We start from the raw sequence: 15,749 nt of genomic DNA on the forward strand, positions 1-15,749 counted from the left end.
AATACCCCTCCGCACCGGTCAAGTCTGATTGCAATACCCCGACAGCGCGTGGTGCAGGTGCGCGAGCGCTTCATCCATGCCATCGACGGCACTGGCCAATTCGTCGCGGGCCTGACGTTCACAAACGCTTTCCAATACCTCGCAGCAAACCATCAGTGCATGGGCCTTGACCATCTTTGCCCCGCCCTTGGTGCGATGGGCCAGGTCATGCAGGCCGGCAAAGTCTGCCTTGCGTTGCAGGTTCACCAGCTGCCCATGGTCTGCCTCAAGGCTGTCGAGCAAGGGCGCCAGCAGCTCCTTCACCGCGTCGATATCCCCGCCGGTCAGTTTCTCAAGGTGGCTCAAGTCAAAGTCTGCCGCCAGCTCATCCGTGGTGCCGGGCGCCACCGAAGGTGTGGCCGTGCGCCGCGCCAGGGCCGCATGCAAATCCTCAAGCCCGGTGGGTTTGAACAGGCAGCCATCCATGCCCGCCTGCCGGCAGCGCTCGGCTTCCTCGGGCTGGGCGTTGGCGGTAAACCCCAGCAACAGGCACGGCGCCAGGCCACGCTCGCCCTCAAGGGTGCGGATATCCCGCGCCAACTCATAACCGTCCTTGAACGGCATATTGCAGTCGGTAATCACCCCGTCAAAATGCCCGGACAGCCACAACTCAAGCCCCTCGACGCCATCTTCGGCGGTGGTGATCCGGTGCCCCAGGAAGCTCAATTGCCGGGCCAGCAGCAGCCGGTTGGCCGGGTAGTCATCCACCACCAGAATGTTCAGCGCGTGGGCCGGCGGAGTTTCCACGGCAACCGGTACGGGCGGCATCAGCGTGGTGTCGGCGACTGCCAGCTCCAGGGTGACATCCACCCGAGTGCCCTGCCCCAGCAGGCTGCTCAATTGCAATTGTCCCCCCATCATCTCGCACAGGTTGCGGCTGATGACCAGGCCCAGGCCCGAACCGCTGCGCGCCGATTGCGCAGTGTTGCTGCCCTGGATAAACGGGTTGAACAGGCGCTTCTGGTCTTCGACACTGATGCCGATGCCGGTGTCTTCCACCCACAGCCTGAGGTTCAAGTAGCCGCTGGCAATCGCCGACGAGCCGGACGCGCCAAGCCGCACCCGGCCGTGAGGGGTGAACTTGATCGCGTTGCTCAAAAGGTTCGACACCACTTGCTTGAAGCGCATCGGGTCCACCAGCACGTACCGATCAATCAGCGGGTCGAGCTCCACCTGCAGTACCAGGCCCCTGGCCCGCGCCAGCCCCTCGAAAACCCGCGCCACCGACGCCAGCAACTCGTGCAGGTTCGAAGGCTCGAGGGTCAGGGACAGGTGGCCCGATTCTATACGCGCGATATCGAGGATATCGCCGATCAATTCCAGCATGCCCCGTGACGCATCGGCGGCCACCTCCAGCGCATCGCGGTCGGCCCGGTTCTGCTCGGCGGCTTTCAGGGCCAGTTCGATCATGCCGATCACGGCGTTCATGGGCGTGCGGATTTCATGGCTCATGGTCGCGAGAAACGTGGTCTTGGCGCGGTTGGCCGCGTCGGCATCCTCCTTGGCCTCCTGCAACTGGCCGAGCAGTTGCTGCCTTTCGCTGACATCCACCCAGCCGGCGATCATGCCCACCACCTGCTCATTACCGTCGCGGTACGGCAGCATCCAGTGGTAGATGGTCAGGACCGCACCGCCCGGCACCTTGAGCACGCGGTCCTGGATCTGTGGCTCGCCCCGCTCCATCAAGCGCAGGTAATCCTGATGAAAAGACTCGGCCTGGGGGCGATTGCCGGTGTCGGTCTCGACCACGGTTTTACCGGTCACGTCCTCCAGCTTGAAACCGAACACATCAAGGTAAGCGCTATTGCATGCCATCAGCCGGCCCAGGCGATCACGCACATAAATCGGATGGGGCGTGCCGTCGATCAGCACGCCCATAAATCGCATCTGATCACTCAGCGCCCGTTCGGCCTCGACGCGCTTGCGTATCAGCTGACGCAGATAAATCGCCCAGCCGAGGGTGATCAGCAACAGCAGCGCCGCCAGGCTGAAACCTTGAATAATCGCATTGCGGTGCCGCGCCCAGTAGCTGTCTTCAACCAATACCTCGCTACGCCAGTGGCCAGCCAATTCGTCCATTTCCTGGGGCGTAATACTCAGCAGCGCCTTGTCGAGGATCGAATACAACTCCAGTTGGCTGCGGTTGACGCCAAAGGCTATACGGGCCGGCTCGGACCCGACCGTGCTGGTGATCCGCAACCGGTCACGGTACTCGCGGGCAATCATGTAGCGGGCGCTGATCAAGGTATTGACGGCGGCATCGGCACCGCCATCGGCCACCAGCTCCATGCCGTGCTCGGGGTTCTCGACGTCCACGAACTTGATGCTCGGATAGTCCTGGGCGATGCCCTCCTGCAGGCTATTGCTGCCAATCAGCGCCAGGCGCTTGCCGGCCATGTCTTCCAGGGTAAGGGGGCTGCCGTCATCAATGCGACTGACCAACACAAACGGATTGGTCAGGTAAGGCCGGGTAATGCGTACCTTGTCCGTGCGCTCGACGCTGGGGGTGACCACCGCGATCATGTCTGCACCACCGGTGTTGACCCTGTCGATTTGCCGGAGCATCGAGGTGCCGGGAATGAAGTCAAACTTCAATCCCGTGCGCAAGCTGATGCGGGCCAGCACCTCGGCGCTCAACCCTTCGAACGCGCCCTGCTTGTCGATAAATGAAACCGGCAGGAACTTGTCGAGTACAGCGACCTTGATCCTCGGGTTCTTGTCCAGCCAACGCTGTTCACTGGCACTCAAGCGCAGCCGGTCCGCCCCCAGGAACCCCAGGTTGCCGGCACTCCAGCGCCGCAGGATTTCCATCTGCTCGCTGACCGGGATCACCGCCAGTGCCGCATTGATGATCGACAGCAAGCGCGCGTTGTCCCGGGAAAATGCAAACGCGAAGGGATTGACCTCAAGTGACGAGAAGTCGGCCATGCGGACGTTGTTCAGGTGGTTCCTGTTGATCAGGTAGTTGGTGCTGATTGCATCGCCGAGGTAAACATCTGCATGGCCGAACGCAACCGCGCCGATGGCCTCGAAGGTTGAAGGGAACAGCTGGATCCGGGCATTGGGGTAAAACGCCTGCACCGCGTCAGGCTGCATGTAGTGATAAAACATCGCCACACGTTTATCGGCCAGGTCGCTGCTCAGGCCCTGGCTGTCACCCGTGCGGGTGACCAGGGTCGGTTGATCCATGGCATAGGAGCGCGAGAGTACCAGCTGCGGGTCTGCCGCCTCGTAGCCGTTGGCAGATCCCACAAAATCCACCTCGCCACGCTTGAGCGCGGTGATGACTTCATCGCGATTGTCGTAGCGGCGCACTTCTATCGTGATGTTCAGCGCATCGGCGATCAGCGACGCGTAATCCGCCGTAATCCCCTCGAGTTCATCGCTGGTGCTCAACTCGAATGGTGCGTAGTCGGGCCCAGAGATCCCCATCAACAACCGGCGCCGTTCGCGCAGCCAGCTCCACTGCGTTTCATGCAACCGTACGGCGGGCGTTTCAATGACTGAATGCCCCAACAGATACAGGGTGCGTGGCTCGCCAAGCGCCAGGCCTTGTGTGCAGAGCGCGCCCAGCAGCACACTTGCGCTGAGCCACAAGACCCGAAAGTTGATCATTTCAGATCAGATGATTGCGCTGGGCGAACTTGGACAAATGCACCACCGACGACATCCGCAGCTTCTCCTTCAGTCGGGTTTTATAAGTGCTGATGGTCTTGTGGCTGAGCAACATGTCCTCGGCAATTTCCTTGTTACCCAACCCCAGCGCCAGCTTCTGCAGTACGGTCAGCTCGCGGTCGGAAAGCTCTGCCACCAGGTCCTGCTCGGTGGATTGCAAATCGTCGCGGCGCACCGAGCTGGTGGGCAGGCTCGGAAAGCAGCTGTAGTTGGACATTACGGCCTTGATCGCTTTTTGCAGCTCATCCAGCTCGCCGGTCTTGGCGACAAACCCCATCGCGCCTGCACGCATGCAGCGGGTGGAAAAAAACACCGCCAGGTAGGACGTCAGCACCAGGATCTTGCACGGCAGGCCCAGCGCCTTGATCCGGCTGATCACCTCCAGGCCGCCCAGCTTCGGCATCGCCAGGTCGAGGATGATCAGTTCGGGGCGTTCCTCCCGGGCAATCTGCATGGCATCGGCGCCGTTGCCGGCCTCGAAGATCGTGTCGAAGCCTTCCTGCTTCAGCAGATAGCGGACGGTTGCGCGGATAAATGGATGGTCATCCACGATTAAAGCTTTGCTCATAAGGCTCCCCTGGGAGGATTCAGTACCGTTACACATCACACGGGACCTATCTACCTGTGAGAAATGACAGTTCCGACGAACGGAACTGAACAGTCCTACAAGCAGCAGTCGGGTCCCTCCATTTGAACAGCGCATAACCCTAGGTAGGCGGCACCTGCGTGCCTGGCTAGTCGCAAGCGCGCAACCTTACCAATGGAACGGCGTAACAACTGAAGGGATAGTCCCAGCTGTACGTAGGACTTTTCCTCACCATAAGCATAGTAAAGAGCCGGTCCCGGGGGCGCCAAGGCGGCCTAGTCGGTGGTACTCGGACTCCAGAACGCTTGCACTACGAGGGCTGAAGTGGAAATACGGGCCACCAGCGCATCCAGTTCGTCACCGTCTACCGAGGTCACGGCCAGCGTCGCCTCGATTTCCACCTCTTCAGGACCAAAGGGACGTACGTCCACATCACTGGCCGGGTAGTTGCAGCGAGCAAGTTCGGCTTCGAGCAAGGCCAATACCGCCTTCTGCTGGGTACGCCGGGCCACCACATACAGAATGTTGGTCACCTCGGCCGACACCACGTCCAGTGGCTGGCGGTTGATGTTATTGACGATCGGGCGCAGCAGCGTGTTGGCCGCCAGCACAAACAGTGTACCGAGCAGCGCTTCGAGGATCAGGTCGGCACCGGCACAGGCACCCACCGCCGCCGACGCCCAGAGCGTGGCCGCAGTATTCAGGCCGCGCACGTTGCCTTCTTCACGCATGATCACACCGGCACCGAGAAAACCGATGCCCGAGACCACATAGGCCACGACCCGCACCGCCCCTTCGGCGCCGCCCAGGCGGTTGGCCATGTCGACGAAAATCGCCGCTCCCACCGCCACCAGCACGTTGGTGCGCAGCCCCGCCGTGCGCTGGCGGTACTGACGCTCAAACCCGATCAGGCCACCGAGAATGAAGGCCGCGGTGAGGCTGACCAGCGTGTCGATCAGCGAGTTGAGGTTGATGTTGTTGATTGCTTGCATAGGCGTCTTCCCTATTCATTACCAGCCAAACTTACGCGAGGAAACCTTCGGCCAGGTACGACCATCCTGGGCCGTGATTGAGTCACGGGCACGACAGGACAGGCCCGCCCGTCGCAAACGACAGGCGCGTCCGCAGTACCGCGATGCAAGGCATCACGTACTGTTAGCGTCGATGAGAGGGAATTCGGAATCGGGCCAGGACTGGCCGCCATCGAAATGCCGCTTCTCGCTTCTGGGCGAGACAACGGCATCGGAAAAATGCGCGTTATCTTGCCAAGTATGTGCCGGTTATCGAGACCGGCCGACGACTGTCACTCGAACAAGTACCCACTGAGGGTCTCCGCTATTGATGAAAACGCGCGAAGCTTACGCTCCGAATTAATGAGAGTAAACCGTAGGAAAATTTACCCGATGGGTTTGGGCAGGTTCTTCAGGGAGGGTTCAGGTACGCACCACTGCGCAGCTCTCCCCCCCCGTAGCAGCTGTCGAGCCCAAGCGAGGCTGCGTCGGCCACACTGCGATCATCAAGCCAGACACTCCACCGAGTCGCCGAACGCAGCCTCTCCCAGGCTCGACAGCTGCTACGCAGAAGACGGTCGATCACGCTCCACCAGCGCCAAATACTCATTGATCGCCCCACCCGCCAACGCCTTCACCTGAATGGAAACCCGATTCACCTGCCGCCCCATCTCGATGCCATCCCGAGTCCGCACCTGAACATACCCAAGCCGGGGCCAGAACCGCTCAGCCTTGACGTTCCCCACCACCACCGTCAACCGCAACCAGCGTGCGCCCAGGCTCACTACCCAATCCTGGAAATCGGCATGCAACTGCCGCGCAAAACCGCTGCCATGCAACGGCGTGGCCACCAACAGCAACCCGATATGCCAAACCCCGACCGCCAACAGATCCGACGCCACATTCACCACCGCAACCAACTGCCCTTCGGCATTGCGGTAGCCAATCCAATACATCCGCGTGTAGCTCCAGGTGTCGGGCAGTTCAAGAGTCAACTCATCCCGAGCCTCCGTGGGTGTGGCTGGCTCACCGTTGACCGCGAGAAAATATTCCGGGGCTGCTTCGAAAAAGCGCTGCAGCTCGGCTTCATCCTCAAGGGTCAGCTCAACCACCCGAATGCCCGCTATCGAACTGCGCGGCAACTCCCCTGCTTCAACAACATCCATGTTCACCGCCCCTCAATCATCCCGCGTCAGTACTTCCAGCAACTCAATCTCAAACCGCAAATTACTGTTGGGCGTGATATGCGCCCCCATCGAGCGCTCGCCGTAGGCCAGGTGCGCCGGCACAAACAACGTGCGAATGCCGCCAACTTTCATGCCCATCAGCCCCTGGTCCCAGCCCTTGATGACGCGACCGGTGCCGATCACGCATTGAAACGGCTTGCCGCGTTCCCATGAGGAGTCGAACACCGTGCCGTCTTCCAGAGTGCCGGTGTATTGCGTGGTGATCAGGGCGCCTTTGACCACGGTTTTGCCGTCGCCGAGGCGGATGTCGGTGATTTCCAGTTCGGTGCTCATTTTTTCTCGTTTTGTGTAATGCGCGGATCGCGCCAAATGGGCGTTTTCCCAGAGTCAAACGCATTTGGCAAGCCCACATACCTCGTTTTCTCCAATAGCCTGCCAGTTCGAATGCACCAACCTACAAAAAATCACGAAAACGTACGTAAAAAAAATACAAACCACCTATTTATCTTCTTCGATACAACGAGCAGCCTAACTATCCAGAAACATAGAACATCAAGGATGACTTGTATGACCATAGGATCAGACTTCAATTACCCGGCTGATATTGCTGCCCGCGCTTCCAGAGAAAAGAGATCTACCAGAAATAAATGGCGGGGCCGTTTTCCTGGCCCACCAGACTTATGCTTCGATTATCGAGCCTTAGTGGAGCAAAAAGGCGGAATTGCAAAGGCGCCTCATTTGGACCACAAAATATGTATCATCGGGGCAGGCATCACAGGCCTTACTGCAGCAAGAGAACTGTATCGCTGCGGCTTTAAAGACATATCCCTGATCGAGAAATCCAAAAGAATCGGAGGCAGACTGAATCGCCCCGGGTTTCGTAGACACCTCCATGCCTTAAAATGAGGCCCATTAGGAGGTGCCATGAGCAACCAGCGTTATCCCGAAGAGTTCAAAATCCAGGCGGTCAACCAAGTGACCGAAAAGCAGCTTCCTGTCTCGGAGGTGGCTGCCCGATTGGGTGTGTCCGTGCACAGCCTCTACGCCTGGATTAAGCGCTACACCAAGCCCCAAGAGCAGCGCGTTCAGGAGGACGATCAGAGTGCCGAGCTTCGCCGTCTACGTGCTGAGCTAAAGCGGGTGACGGAGGAGCGAGACATCTTAAAAAAGGCCGCCGCGTACTTTGCCAAGGAGTGCGGCTGAAGTACGCCTTTATTAAGCAGCTTGCGGGTGACTACTCCATTCGACGTCTTTGTCTGACGCTGAAGGTTCATCCCAGCGGCTACTACGCATGGCTATCCGAACCAAAATCTGCGCGAACCAAGGATGATCAACGACTGCTCGGTTTGATCAAGCATTCCTGGCTGGAAAGCGGTGGTGTTTATGGTTATCGCAAGATCCATGATGACCTGCGCGAGGTCGGCGAGAGCTGTGGCCGCCATCGGGTGGCTAGGTTAATGCGCCTTGAGGGTTTGCGTTCTCAAACTGGGTATCGGCGACGCCCAGGAAAATCTGGCGGCAAACCAGCGGTTGCCTCACCAAATTTATTGAAGCGCCAGTTCGATGTCAGAGAGCCCAACAAAGTCTGGGTCACCGACATCACCTACATCCGAACATATGAAGGCTGGCTGTATTTGGCCGTGGTGCTCGATCTGTTTTCACGCCAAGTCGTTGGCTGGTCAATGAAGTCACAAATGACGAGCGACTTGGCCATCGATGCACTGCTAATGGCGGTGTGGAGGCGTAAGCCGAAGCAGGAAGTAATGATTCACTCTGATCAGGGCAGCCAGTACAGCAGCTCTGATTGGCGCAGCTTTTTAAAGGCCAACAACCTGGTCGCCAGCATGAGCCGTCGAGGTAACTGCCACGACAACGCCGTAGCTGAGAGTTTTTTCCAGCTGCTGAAACGGGAACGAATCAAGAGAAAAATCTACACCACGCGGCAAGATGCTCGTGGGGATGTATTCGATTACATCGAGATGTTTTACAACCCAAAACGACGTCATGGTTTCAACAATCAACTGTCACCGGTAGAGTTTGAAAAGCGTTACACAGCGAGCTTGGAGAGTGTCTAGAAAACCCGGGGCGATTCAGACACCTTACCGTTCTTGGTGGACAGCGCTCCAACAATACAGGACGACCGCCCTTTGAAATGGGCGCGATGCGTATGCCCTTTTTTAATCGATCTGATGAAAACCCCACTGAAGGCCGATCCATGATGGCCTATTACACCAAAGCGTTTGATCTTGTTCATTCAAACTTCCCAAATCCGGGAAGCCCGTGGGTCACATCAACCGGGATCTACTTACGCGAAGGGAGTATAGATAATAGTAGTCAGCCCACCATGCTGATCTGGAAAAACAAAGATGGTATAACGCCTCCACCTGGCGAGACCCTGAGTGCAGTGTCTGCAAAATGGCGAAACTTTGCGAACCGTATGACTCAGAAAGTTGCGGAATTATACGGAAGCGAGCAATGGGAATTATTTTGGACCAGAGTAGTTGAAAAATACGAAAGTATCTCGTTTAGGGATTTAGTGAAAATGCCGGTTATTGAGTCTTGGCACAAGGAACGCCCCGGTGACTTCGGTGGCATGGGCATGACGACGCAAGAGTCGGCTGTGTTCTATGCAATTGGAATAGGCGATGGCAGTTGGGGAGCATTTTATGACATTTGCTCGCTTTATCCCCTGCGGACTGCGATTTTTGGTTTCAGCAGTCACCTCCAGCTAATTCATGGCCGGGTCAAACTGGATGGCGAGGCAGTCGACTCGCCGCACCTGAGAAGTCCGGCCGTTTTTGACTCTCGGGGACTAGAGTTTAATAAGCCCAGCTACAAAGGTCTCGGGGCCTTGGCAGAATGTCTGCTCTTTATGAGTACTCCTGAAATAAGCGACTCCGTGTATGACCTCAGCCTCAAGAAGACGGATGGATTACTGACTGACTCTCCAGTAAAAAAACTGGAAAAGCTGAGAAATGGGAAAACGCGCGTTTATTATCATTGGAATGCTAGTAACCCCAAAAAAACTGAAGTCTGCCATGCCGACTTCGACTCGGTCATCATCACGCTCCCCTCCTGGATAATCGAAACACAAATACTGCTTGAGGGTTTCGATGAAGAGATGCTCCCTTACGACACGATAAATGCCTATAAAACTGCTCACTGGGAAACCAGCTGCAAAGTGTACGCCCCGTTAAAAAAAACCTTCCTGTCCAAAAACACGAAGATCCCGCAAGCCATCGTTACCGACAGTTTCATACATGATGTATATACCTATCGCTATAACGAGCATCACACCTACGACTGCATACTCTTGAGCTACACCTGGGAAGATGACGCAACAAAATTATCTTCACTAAGTGACAAAGAGTTAATAACCAAGTGCATAGAAGAGCTGGATAGAATCCTGGTTAAATCCACTAACATCCAAGAAAAAATCTCTCCATACATCGGCCACGAGCAGGCCATCGTGCAACGCTGGATGAATGACCAAAACTCATTGGGATGCGCAAAACTGTACAGACCAGGGACCTACTATGAGGCTGTCAGCTTAATGAAATACAATAAGGGCTACTCATTCAAGTCTGGACTTTACCTCTGCGGCGAATCTTTTTCAGTAGATGCCGGCTGGACAGAGCCTTGTTTCAGGGGCGCAATAGATACCGTCATAAATATCTGCAATAGAACTGGCGCCCTCTTCAATGGAGGATTCTCAATGCAAGACTATCCAGAATACAAAACAGAATATTCACCCCCAGCAAAATAAACACACCATGCAAAAGCCTTGGCAGAAGCAAACTACATTGCTATCGGACGCGTCCGACTTTCATTTAAACATCAGGTCGCCTCTTATAAACATCCAGCCACTTCTGGCTGAATAAAAATAAGAGGTCACCCGCAATGAGCGATCCAACAAGTCCTGTTCGCATAGCTGTCGTACAGTTTGATCCCCAGGTCGGAATGGAAAACCGGGAGCGCAACCTGCGTCATAGCCTTGAGCTGGCGACGGAAGCAGTGAGCGGCGGTGCCAATCTGATCGTGCTGCCAGAGCTCTCTAACTGTGGCTATTTCTTCTCCAGCCGTCAGGACGCGTTTGATCATGCCGAGGCCATTCCGGGTGGGCCAAGTGTGCAGGCCTGGACAGATTTTGCCTGTAAACATCAGGTGTACCTGGTGGCAGGCCTCAGCGAAATTTCCGCTATGCAGCTGTTCAATACGGCTGTATTGCTGGGGCCGGATGGCTTTATTGGCAAGTACCGCAAGGCCCATCTGTGGAATCTGGAGAAGCTCTGGTTCACTCCCGGCGATACAGGATTCCCCGTTTTCGAAACACCCATAGGCCGTATTGGCCTGTTGATCTGCTGGGACATTTGGTTTCCCGAGGTGCCACGCATCCTCAGCCAGCAAGGCGCCGATATTATTTGCAGCCTCAACAACTGGGTGTGGACCCCGCCGCCGTTGTTCGACGACGCGGGGAAGTGCATGGCGTCGTATCTCACGATGACCGCCGCCCACGTCAATAACGTGTTTATCGCTGCCGCCAGTCGTATCGGCGAGGAGCGCGATGCGCGTTACCTGGGATGTTCGCTGATTGCCGGTACCAATGGATGGCCCATCGGTACCGTGGCGTCGGCGAATCGGCAGGAGATCCTGTTCGCCGATGTCGATCTCACCAGTGCCCGCAGCGCGCCTATCTGGAACAGTCTTAACGACTTGCAGCGGGACCGGCGTGCTGATCTTTACGACCAGATGCTCGGGTACACCCAGCACCCTGCCCTGCCACGCTGATCGGAGGGTGCATCATGGAAAGCCTCTTTGAAAAGCCGCGTGCAGGGCGCTCCCGGGCCGATAACACCGTCATAGTTCTGGGTCTTGCCAGTGCTTTGCTGATCCTATGGATAGCCCTTATTTACCCTTGGCCGGGATATGCCGATATGGTGACCAGCCTTCCACATCCCAGTGCGTGGCTGCGCTGGGTGTTGGGGGATATCAGCGAGGTCGCGTTCTACAAACACGAACTGGCGTCACTGGGCCTGCTGGGCGGTGCGTATCTGGCGTGGTGGGCCAGCCGCACGGGCAAGTCCTGGCAGGGCTTTGCTATCTCGTACGGCACAGGGCTGTGGCCGTGGCTGATAACCAGCTCCTTACTCGGCTTGCTGCTAAGCAACGCGTTATGGGGCTGGACGGTGACCGCTGACACTTGGCAACCGACGTTTGCAGCGTTTGTTTCACTGCCGGCGGCAATGGTGCTGATGTTCGGAGGTGGCTGGAAAGTGACGCTCAACGGCGCCGTACTGGGAGGTTTACTGGTCACGCCGATGTGTTTGTTGATCGTTAATTACGTCTGCATACCACTGGGCTTGCCGGTGGTGATCGGAAATGTGCTTGGGATGGCGGTTGGCAGTGTGATTGCCTTTGTATTGTGCCGTCACGTGCCGGTCCTGGTACGAAGCGATTACACAGCGCCGCAAAGGCCCGCCCCGCTGAAGCCACCGACTTATGGTGTGGTGTGGAGCGTGCGGAGGGTATTGGCTGACTTTTCCGAAGCGCCGTTCTTCGGCAATGAGCTGGCCAGCCTTGGCTTGCTGGCGGGTGTGTTACTGGCTTACGCGCTGAACCCGATGAGCCCGGCCTATGGATCCGGCCTGATACTGCACCTGATCGGCGCGCAAGCGCTGACATCAGCGCTGGGCGTGGTGATCTGGCGACATCAGTGGATAAAACGAGGCTGGTATCCCACGTATGTCCCGCTGGTATCGGTAGTCCCGGCAGCCGTATTGACCCATGGCGGCAGCTGGATGGTGATGGGGTCCAGTGCGTTGCTCGGCGCGCTGATGGCGCCGCCACTGGCCTGCGCGATTGCAGGACGGTTACCACCGCACTTTCATCCTTATATCGGCAACGTAATCTCAATGGCGCTGAGCACGTTGGCGGTAGTGCCATTGGTGGGATGGTTAGCCGTTTAGCTCCGCTCTCCTACGCCGGGCAAAGGACTGCCCGAGCACTTAAAGCCAATGCCAGAACCGGCTCCAGAACCCACGCCCCAGATCATTCTTGCAGCCCGCATATTGCGCCGCATACATCTGCGAACGCGCCTGAACCTTGCCTGCCACCGGCATCAGCCAGGCTTTGCTCGCGTAGGTACGCTGCCGGTAACCGCCCCAGCCTTCGTGGTAATTCAGGTACTGGCCGTAGGCATCGTATTTGTATACGCCGTTAATGGTGTAGGTCTTGTCCATGTACCAGCCGACAAAGTCGATGGCGTCGTCAAAGTCCTGCCGGCTGGCGCCGTAGCGTCCGGTGCTTTTCTGGTAGTCGCTCCACACTTCGTCCTTGGCCTGGGCGTAGCCGGAGGCCGTAGACACACGACCCCAGGGGATGATCCACAGCAGGTACTTGCGTGGGGTCTTGGCGTCCTGCCGGAAGCCCGATTCCTGATACATGATCGCGAACGGCACCTGGATCGGCACGCCCCAGCGCGCCTGGGTCACCTTGGCGGCGTCGTACCAATCGTCTTTTTCGCGGAAGATGCCGCAGATGTCGTTGGGGGTGCGGGGTGGCGAGGTGCCGCATCCCGCCAATAAGGCGGTGAGCAGCAACAGCCCTGCGGTTTTTCCTGCGTTCAAAAGCTCACCGTCTCGTCGTGAGAATAAAAGGCGGGCAGTTTACTCGTTCGCCGGGGTTCCTGCAGAGGTGAAAGCAACACGAATCCTGTGGCGAGGGAGCTTGCTCCCGCTGGAGCGCGAAGCGCTCCCGAACCGGTTGACGCGGTATGCCCGAGGCACTGCGATCATCGGTTTTGGGGCTGCTGCGCAGCCCAGCGGGAGCAAGCTCCCTCGCCACATTTTGGTGGGTGGCTCAGGCAGTGACGACCGCCGTCAGTTCCAGTTCCAGCAGGCCGTTGCTGGGTAATCCCGCCACGCCCACCGCCGAACGCGCATGCCGGCCGTGCTCGCCAAACAGCTCAATCAACAGTTGCGACGCGCCGTCGACCACCTTGGAGAAGCCCTGGAAACCTTCCCCGCCAAACACAAACCCGCGAACGAACAGGATGCGCTCGACGTTCTCCAGCCCTACCGCCTGGTCCAGCACGCTCAAGGCCCGCAGCACACAGGTCTGCCCTGCTTCGTTGACCAACTCCGTAGAGGTCTGGTCCGTCACCGGCCCGGTAATCACGCTGTCACCCTGCCGACAAACCTGCCCGCTGACATACGCCACGCCTCCATGAATCGTCACCGGCACGTAGTCCCCCTTGGGGCTCGGCGCTTCGGGTAATTCCAGCCCGAGGGCTTGCAGTTTTTCGCGCACGCTCATGCCGGTTCCTCGACAAATTCCACATGCCCACCCAGCCAGCAACCTTGCACCTGCCCCGCTGCATCCCGGCGAAACCGCAGGGAGATTTGCGAAGGTCGGCCCATGGCCCGGCCCTGGCGGATGTGCACCGGGCGATCATCTGCCGTCACCAGGCCATTCTCCAACAAGCCAAACGCCAACGCGGCAGCCGCGATGCCGGTGGCGGCGTCTTCCGGGTAACCCGAGGACTTGGGAAACTGCCGCGCATCAAATTGTCGCCCGTCCAGATCCGATGGCGCATAGGGGTACAAACCGGTGGAGCCGATGCGCTCGCACAGTTGCTGCATCCGCCGGTAATCCGGTTTCAGGCTATCCAGTACCGCCACGCTTTTCAGCGCGATCAGGGTTTTCACCCGGCTGGTGCAAGCGTTCTGGATCGGCAGCGGTGCCAGTTCGTTGGAAGTGATGCCGAGCACCGACAGAATCTCGGCCTCGACTTCGGCATCGTTCAACGCCTCGACCTGGCCCTTGGGCTGGCTGATTTCCACCTGGATATCCGGGGTGCCCGCAGCGGTGATCCGCGCATCCACCGGACCGCTCAGGGTCGATAACGTCAGGCGGTCCTTGTGCAGCATGCCCAACCGATCCAGCAGCCACACCGCTCCCACGGTGGCGTGGCCGCACATTTCCATCTCGTGGTTGGGCACCCAGAAGCGCAAGGCAAAATCGAACTCGCTGCCAACCGGTGCGGCGAACACGAAGCCGCACTCATGGCCATAGTCGCGGGCGACTTGCTGCATGTCGGCATCGCTCATGCCATCGGCGACGGCCACGGTTGGCGCGGGGTTGCCGCCACGGGCGGTGGCGGGAAAAACATTGACCAGGTGAACCTCGGGCGTCATTTCGCCTCTCCCTGAAGGGTGGAAACAGTCGGCGCAACGGCGTCGACGATGGAGTTGGTGTAGACCTGCTGCGGGTCGAGTTCGACCGGGTCGCTCTCCACAGCGTTCATGAAGCGGATGTTTTTCTCAACGCCGTCTTTCTCGATGCGCGGCGTGGCCGGGTAGGACGGCAGCGAAGCGGTCCAGGCAGCATTGAAGATGGCGGCGTCGGTGTGGGCGAAATACGGACGCACCGACTCGCGGGCCTTGTCCGGGTCGCTGGCAATCAGGTGTTCGGCACGCCACAGGGCGCGGACCATTTTTTCGGCCGTGACCTTGTTGCTGGCCAGCCAGTCTTCACGGGCAATCATCGCAGTGAAGAGGAAGCCGTCCAGGGGTTTGTATTCGCCCTTGGCCAGGTCCATCAACACAAAGCCGCCTTGCTTCTCGGCGGTGGTGATGGTGGGTGGCGACAGCGAGAAGCCGTTGATGCTGCCCTGGGAAAACGCTGCGAGCATGTTTGGCGCGCCGCCGATGGGCATGATGGTGAAGTCTTTGTCCGGGTTGAGCCCCGCATCCTTGGCCAGGTAGCGCACCAGCATGTCGGTGGTGCTGCCAGGGCCGGTGACGCCGATCTTCAAGCCCTTGAGGGCCTGGGCACGGGCGGCCAGGGATGAGGTGGCCGACACGCCGGCCTTTTGCGCCGAGGCACCGTCGATCACCACGGTGCTGCCGAACTGGGTTTGCACGGCGGCGAACGCCTGGACATTCTGGCCTTTGGTGCGGGCGCGCACCGCGACGGCGGGCAGGCCGACGTACGCATCCGCATCACGCCCCAGCACGGCGGTGAGTGCTGCCGAGCCACCTTTCTGGAATACGATGACGTCCACATTCAGGCCTTCATCGGCGAAGTAGCCTTGCTTCTGCGCGACGTAGATCGGCACATAGAGGAAGCCTTCGCTGGGGAACGCCAGGGTGACTTTGGTCAGGTCCCGGGCCTGCGCGGCGGGCAGGCAGGAAGCGAGTAAAACGCTGGCGATGAACAGTGGTTTGAACATGATCAAGCTCCGCAAAAATA

The 15,749-nt window shown here is 58.4% G+C and carries 12 protein-coding genes and 2 pseudogenes; 5 read left to right on the plus strand and 9 right to left on the minus strand.

Annotated elements, in window-relative coordinates:
* Positions 1 to 18 precede the first annotated feature (18 nt).
* The 5 genes from V6607_RS19550 to V6607_RS19570 all read right to left on the minus strand — a co-directional run bounded on the left by V6607_RS19550 (position 19) and on the right by V6607_RS19570 (position 6,830).
* Positions 19 to 3,654, minus strand: coding sequence for a transporter substrate-binding domain-containing protein (locus V6607_RS19550; protein WP_134326879.1), 3,636 nt, complete (start codon positions 3,652 to 3,654; stop codon positions 19 to 21).
* Between the two features lies 1 nt (position 3,655).
* A complete protein-coding gene (locus V6607_RS19555) occupies positions 3,656 to 4,282 on the minus strand; it encodes a response regulator transcription factor (RefSeq protein WP_003211560.1) in 627 nt (208 codons plus the stop codon).
* A 293-nt stretch (positions 4,283 to 4,575) separates the two neighbouring features.
* Positions 4,576 to 5,292 (minus strand): MgtC/SapB family protein, encoded by a 717-nt coding sequence (locus V6607_RS19560; protein WP_003211562.1) that lies wholly within the window; start codon positions 5,290 to 5,292, stop codon positions 4,576 to 4,578.
* A 581-nt stretch (positions 5,293 to 5,873) separates the two neighbouring features.
* Positions 5,874 to 6,476: a GNAT family N-acetyltransferase gene (locus V6607_RS19565; protein ID WP_134326880.1), complete on the minus strand. Its 603-nt coding sequence runs from the start codon at positions 6,474 to 6,476 to the stop codon at positions 5,874 to 5,876.
* 12 nt (positions 6,477 to 6,488) lie between these two features.
* Positions 6,489 to 6,830 carry an FKBP-type peptidyl-prolyl cis-trans isomerase gene (locus V6607_RS19570; protein ID WP_003211564.1) on the minus strand — a complete coding sequence of 114 codons (342 nt, stop codon included), beginning with the start codon at positions 6,828 to 6,830 and terminating at the stop codon, positions 6,489 to 6,491.
* Between the two features lie 234 nt (positions 6,831 to 7,064).
* On the opposite strand from V6607_RS19570, the pseudogene V6607_RS19575 reads away from it, so the two are divergent.
* The 5 genes and pseudogenes from V6607_RS19575 to V6607_RS19595 all read left to right on the plus strand — a co-directional run.
* A pseudogene (locus V6607_RS19575) lies at positions 7,065 to 7,355 on the plus strand (FAD-dependent oxidoreductase); the annotation flags it as partial.
* 66 nt (positions 7,356 to 7,421) lie between these two features.
* Positions 7,422 to 8,572, plus strand: a protein-coding gene (locus V6607_RS19580) for an IS3 family transposase (RefSeq protein WP_134326149.1) whose coding sequence is annotated in 2 segments (ribosomal slippage) — positions 7,422 to 7,656 and positions 7,656 to 8,572 — 1,152 coding nt in all. Because the reading frame shifts where the segments join, the coding sequence is not laid out codon by codon here.
* 59 nt (positions 8,573 to 8,631) lie between these two features.
* Positions 8,632 to 10,263 (plus strand): annotated as a pseudogene (locus V6607_RS19585) (FAD-dependent oxidoreductase); the annotation flags it as partial.
* A 134-nt stretch (positions 10,264 to 10,397) separates the two neighbouring features.
* Positions 10,398 to 11,285, plus strand: coding sequence for a nitrilase family protein (locus V6607_RS19590; protein WP_032899456.1), 888 nt, complete (start codon positions 10,398 to 10,400; stop codon positions 11,283 to 11,285).
* 14 nt (positions 11,286 to 11,299) lie between these two features.
* Positions 11,300 to 12,463, plus strand: coding sequence for a hypothetical protein (locus tag V6607_RS19595; protein WP_166742172.1), 1,164 nt, complete (start codon positions 11,300 to 11,302; stop codon positions 12,461 to 12,463).
* Between the two features lie 39 nt (positions 12,464 to 12,502).
* Here V6607_RS19595 and V6607_RS19600 read toward each other — a convergent pair whose 3' ends face one another.
* The 4 genes from V6607_RS19600 to V6607_RS19615 all read right to left on the minus strand — a co-directional run bounded on the left by V6607_RS19600 (position 12,503) and on the right by V6607_RS19615 (position 15,729).
* On the minus strand, positions 12,503 to 13,123 hold the full coding sequence (locus V6607_RS19600) for a hypothetical protein (RefSeq protein ID WP_023658938.1): 621 nt from the start codon (positions 13,121 to 13,123) through the stop codon (positions 12,503 to 12,505).
* 232 nt (positions 13,124 to 13,355) lie between these two features.
* A complete protein-coding gene (locus V6607_RS19605; protein ID WP_102604868.1) occupies positions 13,356 to 13,811 on the minus strand; it encodes a RidA family protein in 456 nt (151 codons plus the stop codon).
* Complete coding sequence (locus V6607_RS19610) at positions 13,808 to 14,692, minus strand: PhzF family phenazine biosynthesis isomerase (protein ID WP_003211571.1); 885 nt, start codon at positions 14,690 to 14,692, stop codon at positions 13,808 to 13,810. Before V6607_RS19610 ends, V6607_RS19605 begins: the two co-directional genes overlap by 4 nt.
* Positions 14,689 to 15,729, minus strand: a complete 1,041-nt coding sequence (locus V6607_RS19615) for an ABC transporter substrate-binding protein (protein WP_102369372.1) — start codon at positions 15,727 to 15,729, stop codon at positions 14,689 to 14,691. The genes V6607_RS19610 and V6607_RS19615 overlap by 4 nt, the downstream gene beginning before the upstream one ends.
* Between the last annotated feature and the right edge of the window lie 20 nt (positions 15,730 to 15,749).

The sequence above is a fragment of the Pseudomonas sp. KK18 genome, from assembly GCF_037094675.1.
Taxonomy (GTDB): Bacteria; Pseudomonadota; Gammaproteobacteria; order Pseudomonadales; family Pseudomonadaceae; genus Aquipseudomonas.